The sequence below is a fragment of the Embleya sp. NPDC059237 genome (assembly GCF_042754105.1).
Classification (GTDB): Bacteria; Actinomycetota; Actinomycetes; order Streptomycetales; family Streptomycetaceae; genus Embleya.
Genome location: NZ_JBHZAE010000029.1, coordinates 51,134 through 65,499, shown reverse-complemented (window position 1 = coordinate 65,499; position 14,366 = coordinate 51,134). Strand labels below are relative to the sequence as shown.

At 69.3% G+C, this 14,366-nt stretch carries 10 protein-coding genes and 3 pseudogenes; 3 read left to right on the top strand and 10 right to left on the bottom strand.

Annotated features, from left to right (window positions below; genetic code table 11):
- Positions 1-13: 13 nt before the first annotated feature.
- Complete coding sequence (locus tag ACFXKZ_RS49085) at positions 14-178, bottom strand: hypothetical protein (protein WP_380013860.1); 165 nt, start codon at positions 176-178, stop codon at positions 14-16.
- Positions 179-543: 365 nt separating this feature from the next.
- On the opposite strand from ACFXKZ_RS49085, the gene ACFXKZ_RS49080 reads away from it, so the two are divergent.
- A complete protein-coding gene (locus ACFXKZ_RS49080) occupies positions 544-1,461 on the top strand; it encodes a sulfurtransferase (protein WP_380013857.1) in 918 nt (305 codons plus the stop codon).
- 108 nt (positions 1,462-1,569) lie between these two features.
- Here ACFXKZ_RS49080 and ACFXKZ_RS49075 read toward each other — a convergent pair.
- Positions 1,570-2,289, bottom strand: a pseudogene (locus tag ACFXKZ_RS49075) (transposase family protein); the annotation flags it as partial.
- A gap of 10 nt (positions 2,290-2,299) precedes the next feature.
- Between ACFXKZ_RS49075 and ACFXKZ_RS49070 the strand changes: the two are divergent.
- Positions 2,300-2,459, top strand: a pseudogene (locus ACFXKZ_RS49070) (transposase); the annotation flags it as partial.
- Positions 2,460-2,515: 56 nt separating this feature from the next.
- Here ACFXKZ_RS49070 and ACFXKZ_RS49065 read toward each other — a convergent pair.
- The 3 genes and pseudogenes from ACFXKZ_RS49065 to ACFXKZ_RS49055 all read right to left on the bottom strand — a co-directional run bounded on the left by ACFXKZ_RS49065 (position 2,516) and on the right by ACFXKZ_RS49055 (position 5,014).
- Positions 2,516-2,902 (bottom strand): DUF2255 family protein, encoded by a 387-nt coding sequence (locus ACFXKZ_RS49065; RefSeq protein WP_380013854.1) that lies wholly within the window; start codon positions 2,900-2,902, stop codon positions 2,516-2,518.
- A 113-nt stretch (positions 2,903-3,015) separates the two neighbouring features.
- A pseudogene (locus ACFXKZ_RS49060) lies at positions 3,016-3,977 on the bottom strand (alpha/beta hydrolase family protein).
- Positions 3,978-4,108: 131 nt separating this feature from the next.
- A complete protein-coding gene (locus ACFXKZ_RS49055) occupies positions 4,109-5,014 on the bottom strand; it encodes an alpha/beta hydrolase family protein (RefSeq protein WP_380013851.1) in 906 nt (301 codons plus the stop codon).
- 99 nt (positions 5,015-5,113) lie between these two features.
- Between ACFXKZ_RS49055 and ACFXKZ_RS49050 the strand changes: the two genes are divergently transcribed.
- The gene (locus tag ACFXKZ_RS49050; protein ID WP_380013848.1) at positions 5,114-5,719 is read left to right on the top strand and encodes a TetR/AcrR family transcriptional regulator; all 606 of its coding nucleotides are present in this window, start codon (positions 5,114-5,116) and stop codon (positions 5,717-5,719) included.
- 342 nt (positions 5,720-6,061) lie between these two features.
- Here the strand turns inward: ACFXKZ_RS49050 and ACFXKZ_RS49045 are convergent, their stop codons facing one another.
- The 5 genes from ACFXKZ_RS49045 to ACFXKZ_RS49025 all read right to left on the bottom strand — a co-directional run bounded on the left by ACFXKZ_RS49045 (position 6,062) and on the right by ACFXKZ_RS49025 (position 14,331).
- Entirely contained in the window at positions 6,062-6,754 is a 693-nt protein-coding gene (locus ACFXKZ_RS49045; RefSeq protein ID WP_380013845.1) for an ATP-binding cassette domain-containing protein, read from the bottom strand.
- 659 nt (positions 6,755-7,413) lie between these two features.
- The gene (locus ACFXKZ_RS49040) at positions 7,414-9,144 is read right to left on the bottom strand and encodes an amidase (protein ID WP_380013842.1); all 1,731 of its coding nucleotides are present in this window, start codon (positions 9,142-9,144) and stop codon (positions 7,414-7,416) included.
- Positions 9,141-10,178 carry an agmatine/peptidylarginine deiminase gene (locus ACFXKZ_RS49035; RefSeq protein ID WP_380013839.1) on the bottom strand — a complete coding sequence of 346 codons (1,038 nt, stop codon included), beginning with the start codon at positions 10,176-10,178 and terminating at the stop codon, positions 9,141-9,143. The genes ACFXKZ_RS49040 and ACFXKZ_RS49035 overlap by 4 nt, the downstream gene beginning before the upstream one ends.
- Positions 10,179-10,255: 77 nt before the next feature.
- Positions 10,256-13,282: an aminotransferase gene (locus ACFXKZ_RS49030; RefSeq protein WP_380013836.1), complete on the bottom strand. Its 3,027-nt coding sequence runs from the start codon at positions 13,280-13,282 to the stop codon at positions 10,256-10,258.
- Positions 13,279-14,331, bottom strand: a complete 1,053-nt coding sequence (locus ACFXKZ_RS49025) for a dipeptidase (RefSeq protein ID WP_380013833.1) — start codon at positions 14,329-14,331, stop codon at positions 13,279-13,281. The genes ACFXKZ_RS49030 and ACFXKZ_RS49025 overlap by 4 nt, the downstream gene beginning before the upstream one ends.
- Positions 14,332-14,366: the final 35 nt, after the last annotated feature.

Below are 14,366 nucleotides of genomic sequence, written 5' to 3'. Positions count from 1 at the left end.
ACAACCCTGCGGGTCAATACACCAGCCAGTCCGGGGACCGGCGGCGTGCAACGGCGGCGAGGGGCACGAGGTCGCCGTCGCGGGCTGCGTCCAGGGCCTTCGCGTACTTGGCACGTGTCAACCGGACGCGGTCGAGACGCTCCCGCAGGTAATCCAGGGCGTGTTCGGGAAGATGCACGGAAAGGATTCGATCTCAGCCATGGCCCCGACACCAAGCCAAGGCCGCCGCACGCACAAGCGGCGTGGTGGATCGGTGCTCCGAGTGCCCGCCCGCCCAAAGGTGAAGTGCTGCCCTCGCGTCGGCGTCTCCCAAAACTCGTCCTGCCGAGCCCGACTAAAACCTGTAGTCACCGCATCTGCGCCTCCACGACCACATGATCGTCCGCGGGCGGAGCGTTGATCCCTTGAGGGCGCCATCCTTCACCGATCGGCCGCTGATGCCGCAAGGGCCGGCCGCACCACATGCTGCCCGGCTGCTGGCCGCACTTTGCTGTTTCGGCAAGGATTCTTGCTCGGATCGTCCGCCTGTGGTCATGTGCCTCCATGGCTATCGAGATCCCGAGCGCGCTGGTCACCACCGACTGGCTCGCCACCCATCTGGACGACCCCGCCCTGCGCATCCTCGACGCATCGGTACTGCTGGCGCCCGATGCCCCGCACCTGCGCCCGATGCGCGATGCCTACGAGCGCGCCCACATCCCTGGTGCCGTGTTCGCCGACCTGGTCCGAGATGTGGTTGAACTCGACAGCCCATTCGGCATCACCCGCCCCGGCTCCGAGCGTGCTGCCGAGGTCTTCGGGCGCCTGGGCGTCGGCGACGCCACGACCGTCGTCGTCTACGACAACGAGTTCGGGCAGAACGCGGCCCGACTCTGGTGGATCCTCAAGGCCGCCGGGCACACACGGGTGGCGCTCCTCGACGGCGGCCTGCGCAAGTGGACGACCGAGCTTCGCCCCATCTCCTCCGGCGAGATCGCGCCTGCCCCGGCTGTCTTCACAGCCCGTCCCAGGACGGACATGTGGGCCGACCGCACCCAAGTCCTCGACGCCATCACCCATCCGGGCGGCGCGACCCTGGTCAACGCAGTCCCCGAACTTCCCGACGACGTGTCCGTCCTTCCCCCCGGCGCCGCCCAGGTCATGTCCACCAGCCTGCCCGGCAGCCTCGACGCACCGTTCCCCTCCTTGGGCCAACCCGGCACGGAGGCCCTTCCCTACCCCTCGATCAACTGGCCTGGCTCCCCCATCCTCCGCCCCCGCCCCGACCGCCAGCGGCTCTTGGAGCACATCCCCGCCGAACGCCCGGCAATCGTGTACTGCAACTCCGGCCTCAACGCCCCACTGGTCGCGCTGTGCCTGGTGGACGCCGGACACACAACGGTGAGCGTCTACGACGGCGGCCTGATGGAGTGGCTGAGCAACCCGAACAACCCCACCGCTCCCCGCCACCCGACCGTTTGAGTACACCGTCGCCTACGACAGGCAGGTGAAAGAGGCGCTTGCCTTGAGTTCAGGGCTTGTCCCGTAAATGATCTCGCGTTTCGGTCGGCGGACCGGTTCGTTGGGCTTTCCGGCGAGGGTGAGGATGCGAAGGCGGGCGATGCCGAGCATCGCGTGGTGGACGCCGTCGCCTTCGAGTCGGCAGTCGCGGAGGATCTTCCGGCTCTTCAGACGGGCGAAGGTGTGCTCGACGCGGGCGCGAAGCTTGCGATGTGACGCGTTGTGTTCGTTTTTCCGGTCCGGGAGTTCGTCCTGGCCGTCGGTTGCGTCGATGCGGGAGGAGAACGCCGGCGCAGTAGCCCGCCGCCGATCACCCGCGCGGTGCCGATGGCGGCCTCGGCGCCGGACAGCCCCCGGCCTTGCAGTCGTTGCGATTGCCAATGACCGGCCAGCCGACGCCACGACCAGGCGGGTGTCGATATCGATGACGCCCTGGTGGTTCGTGAAGTGCCGGTGGTCTTCGGGACATGCGGCCACCTCGTGGTCGCGTGTGGGCACGAGGCGACCGTCGATGATCGGGACGGTATCCATGCGGAACCGCTTACGCGGTTGGAGCGCGAGCAGCGGGCCGTGGTGGTCGACGACGCGGTCGGCGGCGGACTTCGATATGCCGAACAGCGGGGCGAGTTGCCGCAGTGTCAGATTCGCACGCCAGTACGTGGAAATCGGCAACACCCGGTCCTCCAACGGCAGCGCCTGCGGCCGGCCTTTGCCGGTCCGGTCGACGCCCTCACCCCGCAGCGCGGTCACGAGTTTGTCGGGCCGGCGCGGGCTCGGCCCGGCCAACAGGGTGCTGTGACGGCTGCGGACCGGGGCTCCGTGACGTGATCTTCCTGAGGGGTACGCGCGCTGGCGGACCGTCCACGAGCGGTTCCCGTTTGGAGGCGGACGGCACATGGGCGAAGCTTCCGGAACACACCCAGGTCCGCAACGACGCGGCAAGCCGGGTCGAGTGGACATGCGCTTTTTTGGCGCCGACCCCGAGCAGCCGGCCTGCGACGGCCGCGGCCAGCCGCTACGTGGATGGCGACTTGAGCGGTCGAACCCGGGCAATCTGGTTGCGTGAGCTCTTGAGCAGCTCTTCGGACATGTGGGGGTCGTCGGCGTACTTGTTGCGGTAGGCGTCGTCGACTTGGTCCTTGACTGCGTCCCGGGTGACCAGGGTGAACTCCGCAGGCAGCGCATTGCCGTCGATTGACACGGAGCCGCGCCGGTGGGTCACCGCAGAGGCGAACCATCGCGAGTCGGGGTTGGCGGAGCGAACGTAGATGTCCTCCTCGATCGTCACTGCCCAGATCCAGATCAACCGTCCCGGGGTCAGGTTGGCGTCGCGGTCGGGGGCGATGCGGAAGTCGTTGCCGCGAGCGATGTGGTGCAACTGGTCGTGGGTCCAGCGGGTCATGGCGGTCCTTGGTCGGTGAGGTGGACGGTCGTCGACGCCGACCCGTGGTCGGCATGGCGGCTGTAACGGTCACGGGCCGGGAGGCGGGAGGGATCAGGAGCCCACGTGCCGCATCATCTCTTCTCGCGCACCGTTGCCAGGTGGGCGGACTCGCGAGCCAGTCGTGTCGTCGCCTCGGTCCAGGCGTGGGGGTCGAGTCCGAGTTGGGTGCGCAGGAATGCGGCGGTCAGGCGCATCACAATGGCCGCCCGGGGGAGGCTCTCGTCGGTGGTCTCGGCGACGTCGTATCCGGAGATTCCTCCGAGGCTGTGTTCGCCGCCGTGCACGTCGAGCAGGAACTTCGGGCCGGGTGCCAGGTGGTACGCGTCCGCCTGCCAGGCGGCGCCGATGACGTTGAGGTGCCGGGCATGGTCCCGGTCGCCTGCGACGACCAGCGTGGGTGCGGTCATGGCGGTGAAGTCGGTGTCGGCGAGGACCGGGTAGCGACGCGCCGCGTTCGGATTGAGGGCGTCGCCACCGCGACCCGGGGCGGCCATCATCACGCCGGCTTTGATCCGCTCGTCGCGGGCGTTGACCCAGCCGGGTCGCGCGGGCGCGCGCCCAGCACCATCCCCGCCGTGTGACCGCCCATCGAGTGCCCGACGACGGCCACGTTGTCGACGTCGAGGCGTCCGGCGACTTGGGGCACGAACTCGACCAGGACTCCCAGATGGTCCAGTACGCGTGACACGTCGTGGGCGCGTGAGCGCCAGTAGAGCGGCGCTTCGGGGGAGTCGGCGCTGCGCAGCCCGAGGGTCGGTGAGTCCGCGTGGGTGGGCTGAAGGAGCACGAAGCCACTGGCCGCCAGGTGGTTCGCGAGCGAGGCGTACCCGTACAGCGACGAGACGTACTGGGAAGGACCGTGCCCATGGGAGAGGACGACCACGGGCAACGTGCGGTCCGTCATCGGCGCCGTCACCCGCAACTGAAGCTCGGCCGGCCGGTTTTGGGACGGCAACGCGATGGGCGCCACCGAGACGAGCGGTCCGGACAGTGGCTCGCTTGCCCGAGTGGGGATGGTGATGTGTTCGGTCATGAGGTCTCCGATCCGGCCCAGGGGCCATCGGTGGTGCGCTCCGGGGTGCCTCGGCGGGTACCGGGCCCCGCGACCAACCGTCTTCGGTCTGCGCAACCCGGAGCGGGGGTCGGGAGCAGGGATTGCGGACGTCAGTCCTTGCGCTGCAGGGATGCACTCTGCTCGGTCTCCACCGCGATGCGGAACTCGGACCAGGCGTCGGTGCGGACGTCGAGAGCGTCGAACAGGTAGGCGCCGACCGCGTCGGCCACGAGGGCCACGCGCGCGGGGTCGGTGTCGGTGGTCTCGGTCACGGCTTCCCCGGCGATGCCGCCCAGGGTGTGCTCGCCGTTCGCTACGATCATCAGTCGCTTCGGCGCGGGGCTCAGGTGGTAGGCGTCGAAGAACCAGTCCGGGCCTCGGGTGGACATCCTGGATTGGTCCTTCTCGCCGGCGATGACGAGCGCGGGGGTGGTCATGGTGCCGTAGTCCGGCCTCATGAAGGACAGGTGCTCGACGGCGAACGGGGTCAGGGAGTCCCCCGTTCCGGTCGCGGCGATCAGGACGCCGGCCTTGATGCCGTCGCGGCAGAAGTCCTCACCGGAGTTGCCGGCGTCGTCGAGGACACGGGCGCCCAGGAGCGCGCCCACGGTCTGGGCGCCCCAGGAGTGCCCCACCAGCGCGACTCGTGACCGGTCGACCCGGTGGGTGAGGCCGGCCTGCTCCATGACGTGGCCGAGGTGGTCGAGTACACCATGGAGGTCGGCGATCCGAACCCGCCAGATGGCACCGAAGCGCGGGTCGTCGAACCCGATGCCGAACCGGCGGGAATCGAGATGCGTGGGCTGGACGACGACGAAGCCCGCGGCGGCCCAGCGGTCGACCAACGGCTCATAGCCGTCCATCGACCACGCGTTGCCGTGGGAGAACACGATGACGGGCAGATCGGCGCCCCGCACGGGGGCGGTCACCTTTACCTGCAACTCGAAGTCTCGACCGTCGGTGGGAACGACGAGCGGCTTGATCGCGATCGTCCGCTGCTGTGCAGAAATAGGCATGGGTGCTCGTTTCCTCGTGGAGGGCACGTGCCGCATACTTTGCGGAACGATGTTCCGTTTACTTTAACGGAACCGTGTTCCGCTAATCAAGGAGGGGCCGTGCCGCGAGAAGGAGGCGCCCAGGCGGCCGGAGCCCGGCGCACCCGCCAGGCGCTCTTAACGGCAGCGGCCCATGTCTTCGTCGAGCAAGGCGTGAACGCACCCATTCGTGCCATCGCCGGCCGCGCTCGAGTGGGTTTGGGCACCGTGTACCGACACTTTCCCCATCGCGCGGAGCTGGTCGCCGCCGCCTACCGCTATCAGATCGATGAGTGCGTCGCCCTCGCGACCGAGCTGGCCGACTCGCCCGACCCCGGGAACGCGCCGTCTCGGTGGACCGACGCGTTCGTCGAGTTTTTGGTCACCAAGCACGGGCTCGGGGCGGCCCTCCAGTCGGATGACGCCGACCTCCATACGCTGCACTCCCTGATGCTCGGCAAGCTCGTGCCGGCGTGTGGGCTGCTCATCGACGCCGCCGTGGCTCGTGGACAGGTGGATCCCCACGTGAACCCGTACCTGCTGATGCGAGCGATCGGCAACCTCTGCATCCTGGGCCCCGGCTACGAGCGGGAAGACGCCCGCGCCATGGTGGCCCGGCTGCTCGCCGGCTGCCGGCCGGATGCGTCGCCCACGTGCGTTGTCGACAGTGGGCAGGCGCCCCGATGACACGCAGCGGGCATCGCCTGGCGGAGGGTGGCGCGGTTCATTGAGCCTTTGTCGACTCGAAGTCGCGCCGGACGAGCCTGGGTCGTCCACCGGCCCGCCGGCGCTCGAATCCGGGAGCGGGGCCTTCGCGGGACTCGGTGAGGGAAGCAGCTCGAGGCCGTAGGCGGCGAACGTCGGGAGGCCATGCAGGTTCCGGCCGGACCCGGGCGCGGGCGGAAGCGTTCTCGATTCCGGGCGACCTCCTGTGTGTCAATCCGCTGCAGTCCCGCAACGACACGTGCGCGGTGAGGCCTGGAGTCCCGCACGAGACGGATCAAGTCTGGCCGTCGGCACGTACGGGCTTCACCCCCAGCAGCGGGAATCCCCCGCATTCCGAGGGCTGTTCCCCCTGCTTGCTGCCCTGGCACCCGCCGCTCTCCCTGTGCAGCAGGTGGACCTCACCCCTCTGCCGCCTGGGGGTGTGCGTCGGGTTTGCGTCGTGACGGGTGCGTCGATCCAGGCAGCACCCGACCGGGGGATCGACTGCAACAGTTTGACGGTGTACGGGTCGGTCGGATGGTCGAGGATTCGGTCCACCGAACCGGATTCGACGAGACGTCCGCGATACATGATGCAGACGCGCTCGGTGATCTGCCGCAGCATCGAGAGGTCGTTCGTGATGAAGATGAAGCCGACTCCCCGTTCGCGCCGGAGCGTTGCGAACAGGTTGACGATCTGGGCTCGTACCGAGACGTCCAGGGCCGAGACGGGTTCGTCGCAGACCAGGAGCCGCGGGTCGACGGCGAGCGCCCTCGCGATCGCGACACGTTGACGCTCTCCGCCGGAGAGAGCGGACGGTTTGCGTTGCGCGTACTGAAAGACTCCACGCGGTAGGCGCAGCCTCCGGCCTCGGGGCAGGGCGGCTCCCCGGCGGTAAACGGCGCCGCGGTGCAGGGCCGGGCAGCGCGGGCGGAGTGTCGTTCTTCTCGTGCGCGGCCGGATCGGTGCCGGGGTGACGATCGTGTCGATCGCGTCGAGTAGGTCGGTGCAGAGCACGGTGTCGGAATAGGATGATTGTTCAGCGGTTGCGGGCCTGGCGGAAAAGGTTTCTGAGTTCGCCGACCAGCAGTCCGGGGTTCTCCCGGCCGGGGCAGCGTCCGCCGTGCTCCGGATCGTTCCAGCTGACGCTGTTCCGGTAGCGGCGTTCCGCCCAGCGTCGGGCAACGGGGACGGCTCGGTCGGGAACAGTGTGCAGGCTGTGGGTACGGTCACCGGCTGCGCGTTCTCCGCCTCGGCACCGCGTGGCGTCCACCGTATCGCCTCCCAGTACCAGCGGGCGGCGGAGGCGCCGGTTCCGAGTGGCTATGGTCCGAAGACGACGGCGAGTTGTCGGTTCAGGACATCTTCGACCGGATCCACCAGGGCGAAGCTGCAGCCCTCGACGCCTACGACATCGATCCGGAGACGCTCTGGGCGTTCCCGCCTGCCAATCCCCCTGGCCCCGATCAATCTTTGACGACCCGGTCTACGCCCGGGGTGCCATGGTGATCCATAAGATCCGCCAGGCAGTCGGGGTCACACGTTACGCGACATCCTCTGGGGATGAACCACCAAAAGCCGCCACTCCAACGCCGACACCAAGGACTTCACAGCATTCGTGGAGGGTGGGGGCCTGGGCGAGGCTGGTGACTCAGCCGACCGGTCGAGATGCGGGCTCAGCCTCGGTCGAGCGGGGGCGTGCGCGGCGGCGATGTGCGCCTTTGCCCCGTCGCCTCGAACGCGGCGGCGATCGTGAGGAGCATGGTGTCGTCGTAGGCTCGTCCGGCGAAGGTGAGCCCGACCGGCATTCCGATGTCACGCATCGTCCCCATGGGTACGGTGATCGTGGGGATGCCGAGGTGGCGCGGGACGAGGTTGCCGTTGGCCACCCATACACCGTTCCGCCAGCCCTGATCGGCCGATGCCGGGTTGACGTCCATGTCCGCGGGGCCGACATCCGCGACAGCCGGAAACACGACCCCATCGAGTTGGTGCTCGTCCATCCACTCCTCGAGGTCGACGCGCCTGGTTTCCTCCAACCCCCGCAGACCCGCCTCCAGTTCGGGAATGTCCGTCAACGCGGCGTACGCGTGCTCGCGCACCCGCCGGGGATATTCGGCGATGTCGTCATCGAAGCCGGTGTAGCGGTCCGGCAGGGCGCCGACCGGGTGGGGAAAGATCGTCGCGCCGTCGACGCCCGCGAGGGTCGACAGCGCGGGATCGCCATTGGCTCGGAGGAAGTCTTCCCATGCCCACGCCGAGAGATCGACGATCTCCCGGACGAGGAACGCGGGATCGACGAGTCCGCGGGTCTTGACCGTGGGAGCGCCGGGCCGGTCGCCTTCGTAGTTCGAGACGACCGGGAAATCGACCTCGACCACGTCCGCTCCGGCCGCTTCGAGATCGCGGCGAGCCGCATTCCACAGCTCGATGACCGACGCGCGGGTATGGACGCGCTGCCCCGTGGGACCTCCGATTCCTCCCTCGGGGTTCGTACCGGCCCCGGGGTCGGCATTGACGTACATCGCCGGGATGCCGAGGCGGATCCCGGAAAGCGTGCGGTTCGCGGCCACCGCGTCCGTGGGCGCGAGAGACGGATAGGCCTTCGGGCGCACATCGGAGGCGGCGGGAAGCGATATCCAGGGCTGGGCCCGCCAGAAGTCGCCGCGACGGTCCTCGTCGTCGCCGACCACCACGTCCAGCACTTCGAGCATGTCGGCCATGGTGCGCGTGTGCGGGACCACGACGTCCATCGTGGGTACGAGCGGCCAGTTGCCGCGTACCGAGATCACACCGCGGGACGGCGTGTACGCGCACAACGCGTTGTTCGAAGCGGGAGCCCGGCCCGACGACCACGTCTCCTCGGCCAGGCCGAATGCCGCGAACGAGGCGGCCGTGGCGGTTCCCGACCCGTTGGACGACCCCGAGCCGAATGCGCTCGTCAACCAGTCGGCGCTGTAGGGGCTTTCCGCGCGGCCGTAGACACCTCGCTGCATGCCGCCGTTGGCCATCGGCGGCATATTCGTCAGGCCGAGACAGATTGCTCCGCCGGCTCGCAGCTGTTCGATCGTGTACGCGTCACGTTGCGCGACGAGGTCGGCGAAGGCCGGGCTGCCGCACGCCGCGGTCAGGCCGCGGACGAGGAAGCTGTCCTTCGCCGTGTAGGGAATTCCGTCCAGGGGCCCCCGGACCTCACGTCGCGCCCGGCGCTCGTCGGACGCACGGGCCTCGTCGAGGGCTTCGGGATTGACGACGACCACGGCGTTGAGAGCCGTCGCGCTCTCCGGCCGGTCGTACGCCGCGATGCGCGCGAGGTACGCGTTCACGAGGTCCACGGACCGCGCGGCACCGGATTCGAGGGCGTGGCGCAGCTGTGCGATGGATGCCTCGTAGACCTCGAATGTCATCGGGCGACCTCCTTCGGGGTGAGAGCGGGCTGCTGCTGGGTGATGCAGTGGATACCCCCGCCGCGGGCGAAGATCGCCCGAGCATCGACGGTGACGGCACGCCGTCCGGGATAGGCCGATTCGAGGGTGTCACGAGCGGCGCGGTCGGCTCGGTCGTCTCCGAATCCGCACGAGATGATTCCCCCGTTGACCACGAGGTGGTTGACGTAGGAGTAGTCCACGAAGCCGTCCTTGTCGCGGATGGCCGCGGGCGCCGGGAGTTCGACGATCCGGAATCGGCGTCCGGCGGCGTCCGTCTCATCCGAGAGCCGAGCGCGCAGGTCGCGGGTCACGGCGAAGTCGGGGTGGTCGGGATCGGTCTGCGTGTGCAGCAGCAGCACCCCGGGGGAGGGGATCGTCGCGACCATGTCGACGTGGCCCTTCGTTCCGAACAGCTCGTAGTCGCGCGTCAGTCCCCGGGGCAGCCATACGACCTGGGTCGCACCGAGCGTGCGCATGAGCTCCGCCTCGACGTGCTCTTGGCGCGCGAACGGGTTGCGTCGGGGATCGAGCTGGACCGTCTTCGTCGCCAGCACCGTGCCCTCGCCGTCGACGTGGATGCCGCCGCCCTCGTTCACCAGCAGGGACCGCACGGCTTCGGCGCCGACCAGATCGCTCACCCGGCGGGCGATGTCGGCGGACAGGCGCCACTCGGACCACTCCGGGTCGCCCCAGCCGTTGAAGGTCCACTGGACAGCGCCGAGGACGCCCGGCCGTTCGTCGTCGACGACGAACGTCGGGCCGAAGTCCCGCATCCAGAACTCGTCGAGAGGAGCCTCGACGAGTTCGATGTGTCCGCCCAGCATGCGCCTCGCGCGGGCCCGCTCGCTCGGATCGACGACCATGGTCACCGGTTCGAAGTCGGCGATCGTGTGCGCGACGGCGGTCCAGGAGCCGTACCCCGTCTGCTTGAACGTGTCGCCTTCCCCCAGGTTGCGGCCCTCACGGGGGAAGGCCATCCATGTGCGCGCATGGGGCGCGGTCTCGGACGGCATGCGCCATGTCATCGTGTTCTCCGAAGTGGTCGCGTGACGAGCGATCCGCGTGAGGATGTCGCGACTCGCACGGGTGGTCACCATCCCTCGGTGAGGACACGATCGAGAGCGGCGACCGCGTAGTCGGCGCTCTCGGCCGTGATGCACAGGGGCGGTTTGACCTTCAGCACGTTCGATCGTTCCGACGTGGTGAGGACGATCACGCCGAGTTCCCTCAGGCGTTCGCAGATCGCCGCGGCTTCCTGTGCCGCCGGTTCGAGGGTGTCCCGGTCGCGGACCAGTTCCACGCCGAGATAGAGGCCTTCGCCGTGGATCGGCCCGATGATCCCGTGCCGTTCCGCGAGCGCCCGGAAACCGGCCGCGAGGCGATCGCCGATCTCCCGCGCGTTGCGTTGAGTGCCCTCGGCCTCCATGGCGTCGAGCACCGCGAGCCCGACGCGGCAGGAGAGCGGATTTCCGCCTGTCGAGGAGAAGAACTGCCCCTGGGAGGCGAGGGCGTCGGCCACGGCCCGCGAGGTGATGACTCCTCCGATGGGGAAACCGTTGCCCATCGGCTTCGCGATGGCGATGAGATCCGGCACGACCGCGGACCGCTCGAAGCCCCAGAAGCCCGACCCCGTGCGCCCGAAGCCGACCTGGACCTCATCGGCAATGCACAAGCCGCCCGCCGCGCGGACCCGCGCGTACACATCGGCGAGGTATCCCTCCGGCAGCAGGACTCCGCCGGCGTTGCCGAGCAGCGACTCGCAGATGAATCCGGCCGCCGGGCGGCCACGGCGGGCGAGCCGGTCGAGATCGGCTCCAAGGTCCGCGGCGTAGCGAGCGCCGACCGACCGGTCCTCCGCCGCGCCCCGGTATGTACCGCGGAAGCGGTTGGGAACGTCCGCGACGTGAATCCACTCGGGACGTGTATCCAGAGCGTACGGGTTGTCGTACGCGCTGGTGGTGACCGCGTCAGCGGCCATCGTCCACCCGTGATACGCCTCCCGAAGCGCGACGACGGTCTTGCGGCCGGTCGCCGCCTGCACCAGCCGCAGGGCGAGATCGACGGCCTCGGATCCGGAGTTCACGAGCACGACGGTGTCGAGCGGCGAATCCGGAGGAAGCAACGCGAGAAGCCGCTCGCTGTAGTCGGCCAACTCGCGGTAGAGAAAACGCGAGTTCGTGTTGAGGACGCGAATCTGCCGGTCGACGGCGTCGGCGACACCCGGGTGCCCGTGCCCGAGGCCGGCCACGTTGTTGACGAGATCGACGTAGGCGCGGCCCGTGGTGTCGACGAGGTGGTGACGCCAACCGCGTTCGATCTGCATCGGACGCTCGTAATAGCGCTCCTGAGCGCCGGCGAGAACGCGCTCGCGGCGTCGCTGTTCGTCGGCCGACTCGTCCCGCTCGGCCCGCGAAGGCAGGCCGAGCAGACCGGCCGGGTCGCGGGCGAGAGCCGACCATGCCGGGACCCGCTCCGGCGTGACCAGTCCCGAACGCCCGGTGTCCGGTTGCTTGACCGCGTCGACGGGCGGCGACGCGCCTTCGACCGCGTCGGCGCGAACGAGGGTGACGCAGAGGCAGCGGGATTTCGACGCGGAGGAGAGCACGCCCAGGCGCGTTCCCGGTGCGAGGACACCGTTCGCTTCGACATCGACGGAAAAACCGTCGATGTCGAGATACCATCCGTCGCCGAGGCGGAGCCAGACGCCGTGCTCGCCCGCGGTGAACACGGTGGCTTCGACGGGAGTCGTCACTACGAGTCGGGGCCCTGCGGCAACGTGCAGTTCCGTGCCGATGGGCCAAGTCGCCGCGGCGTCGGGGGAGTCGATCGTCGTGCGCGTGAGGCGGTAGACGCCGAAGGGAAGCACCGCGAGCGCGGCGCCGGCGGCGAAGGCTCGCGCCACGAGGCCGTCCTCCGCGTCGGCGTCGAGCCATCGCCCGGCATCCAGCCACGGGCTCTCCACACCGGCGTCCACCACGACAACGTCGCCGGTGATCTCGGGCAGCAGAGAACGGACGGGCAAGGGCCGGGTGCGTTTCGCGCGCGGCTCCGGGGCATCCGCGCCGAGGCCATCCGGCGCCGCGACGGGATCGGCGGAGCGAAGACGCACGGTCATGTGCTCGACGGCCTCGGCAAGCGGCAGGGACGTCGCCGCGTCGAAGATCGCCTGCTCGACGCGGACTCGGTCGCGTGCGTACGCGTTGTAGCCGTCGATCTCCAGTTGCCGCCATCCGCCGGCGACGAGGACGGCGCCGCGCAGGACGATGAGTGGCCACAGGGCTCGCGCCTCGGCCTGCGACAGCGGCGCACGGGAATGGAACGCCTCAACCGCGTCGAACACGCGCAGCGGACGCTCCGGTTCGTGATGCAGCAGCGACGACGCCGTGATCGCGAGTTCCGCGACGCGCCAGCCATAGGCGAGGTCACCGAGATCGAGCACGACGCGGGGGTGCAGACGGCCGTCCTCCCCGCGTATCCCCATGACGTTGTCGTCGGTGAGATCACCGTGGATCGCCTGAACCGGCAGGTCGCCCGCGACTTCGTCGAGGACGGATCGGGCCTCGTCGGCGGCGGCGGTCACGCGATGACGGAGCGCGCGATCGCGGATCGAGGGCGCACACCTTTCGATCTCCCGATGCGCGACCGCCATGACCCACATGTGCTCGCGGTCGAGGCCCGGATGCGCGAGGGTTGCGAGCGCGTTCACGGACGAGGCCGCGAGAGCGCCGAACTCCCGCAGCACCACGGGGGCGAAGTAGCCCGCGTCGAGCATCGGTTCGCCGGCCGCGAACTCGCTGCGCCGAACGGCATACCCGCCGCCGCTGCGCTGTGTCGGCTCCCCGTTCGAACCGGCCAGGACGAAAGGAACGGGGATACCCGCGGCGCGATAGGCGTCCAGCGCGGCGTGCTGGGCATCCCGGGCGTCGTCCCCGAAGGCCGGGTTGTCGATCCGCAGCACGCTGCGCGTTCCGTCGGGTTCCCACAGGAGGAAGTTGCGGTCCTGGTTGCTGCCCAGCTCGCGCGCCACCGCCTCGATGCCGTAGCACTCCCGCGCGATGGTCTCCGCATCCGTCTCGGAGACGGCCGGCCGCACCGATGCGCCGTGTATGTCGTTCACGCGGTCCACGTCCCGCTGCCGTCGGAGGTGCTTCGGATGAAGGAGAGGTGATCCGCGTCGGACGCCTCCAGCACGCGCAGGATGTTGCCGTGGCAGAGGCGCTCGAGGTCGGGTTCGCTCCAGCCGCGGCGACGAAGCTCGTGCACGAGCTCCTGGTAGCGCGAGACGTCTTCTAGGCCGGCCGGCATCCGGTCGGTTCCGTCGTAGTCGGCACCGATGCCCACCGCATGCACGCCCGCGACCTCGCGCACGTGCTCGATGTGATCGGCCACATCGGCGACACCCACCGGGGGCATCTCCCCCTGCTCACCGGCACGCTCCCACGCGTGGCATTCGGCGGTGAGGAACGACGGGACGAAGGCGACCATGACGACGCCCTCGGCGGCGCCGACGGCGGCCAGAACATCGTCGGGGACATTACGGGGGTGGTCGCAGATCCGGCGGGCACCCGAGTGGCTCACGATCATGGGCCGCGTGCTCACGGCCAGCGCGTCACGCATCGTCGCCGGGGAGACGTGGGCGAGATCGACCAGGACGCCGATCCGGTTCATCTCCCTGACCACATCCCGGCCGAAGTCGGTGAGGCCTCCGTGCCGTGCTTCGTCCGTCGCCGAGTCCGCCCAGTGCGTGGTCCGTGACCAGGTGAGGGTGAGATAGCGCGCCCCGAGCCGGGCGTACTGACGCAACACGGCGAGCGAGCCGCCCAGTTGCGCCCCGCCTTCGACCCCGATCAGGGAGGCGATTCGTCCCTCGTCGAAGGCGGCGCGTACATCCGCCGCCGTGCGGGCGAACCGTAGCCGAGCGGGGTGGGAGTCGACGAGACGGTGGACGAAGTCGATCTGCTCGAGCGTCGCCGTCACCTGGTCCGCGCCCACGAGTTCCGGATCGACCCATACCGACCAGAACTGTCCGCCGACGCCGCCGGCCGTCAGCCGCGGGAGATCGGTGTGCAGTCCCGGCACGTGCTCGTCGAGTCCTGCCGTGGCGTATCCGTGGCGTTCGCGACGCGCCCACGCGAGGTCGTTGTGCCCGTCGATGACCGGAATCATCCGAGGTGCGCCTTTCTCTGGTTCCGACGTCGTCC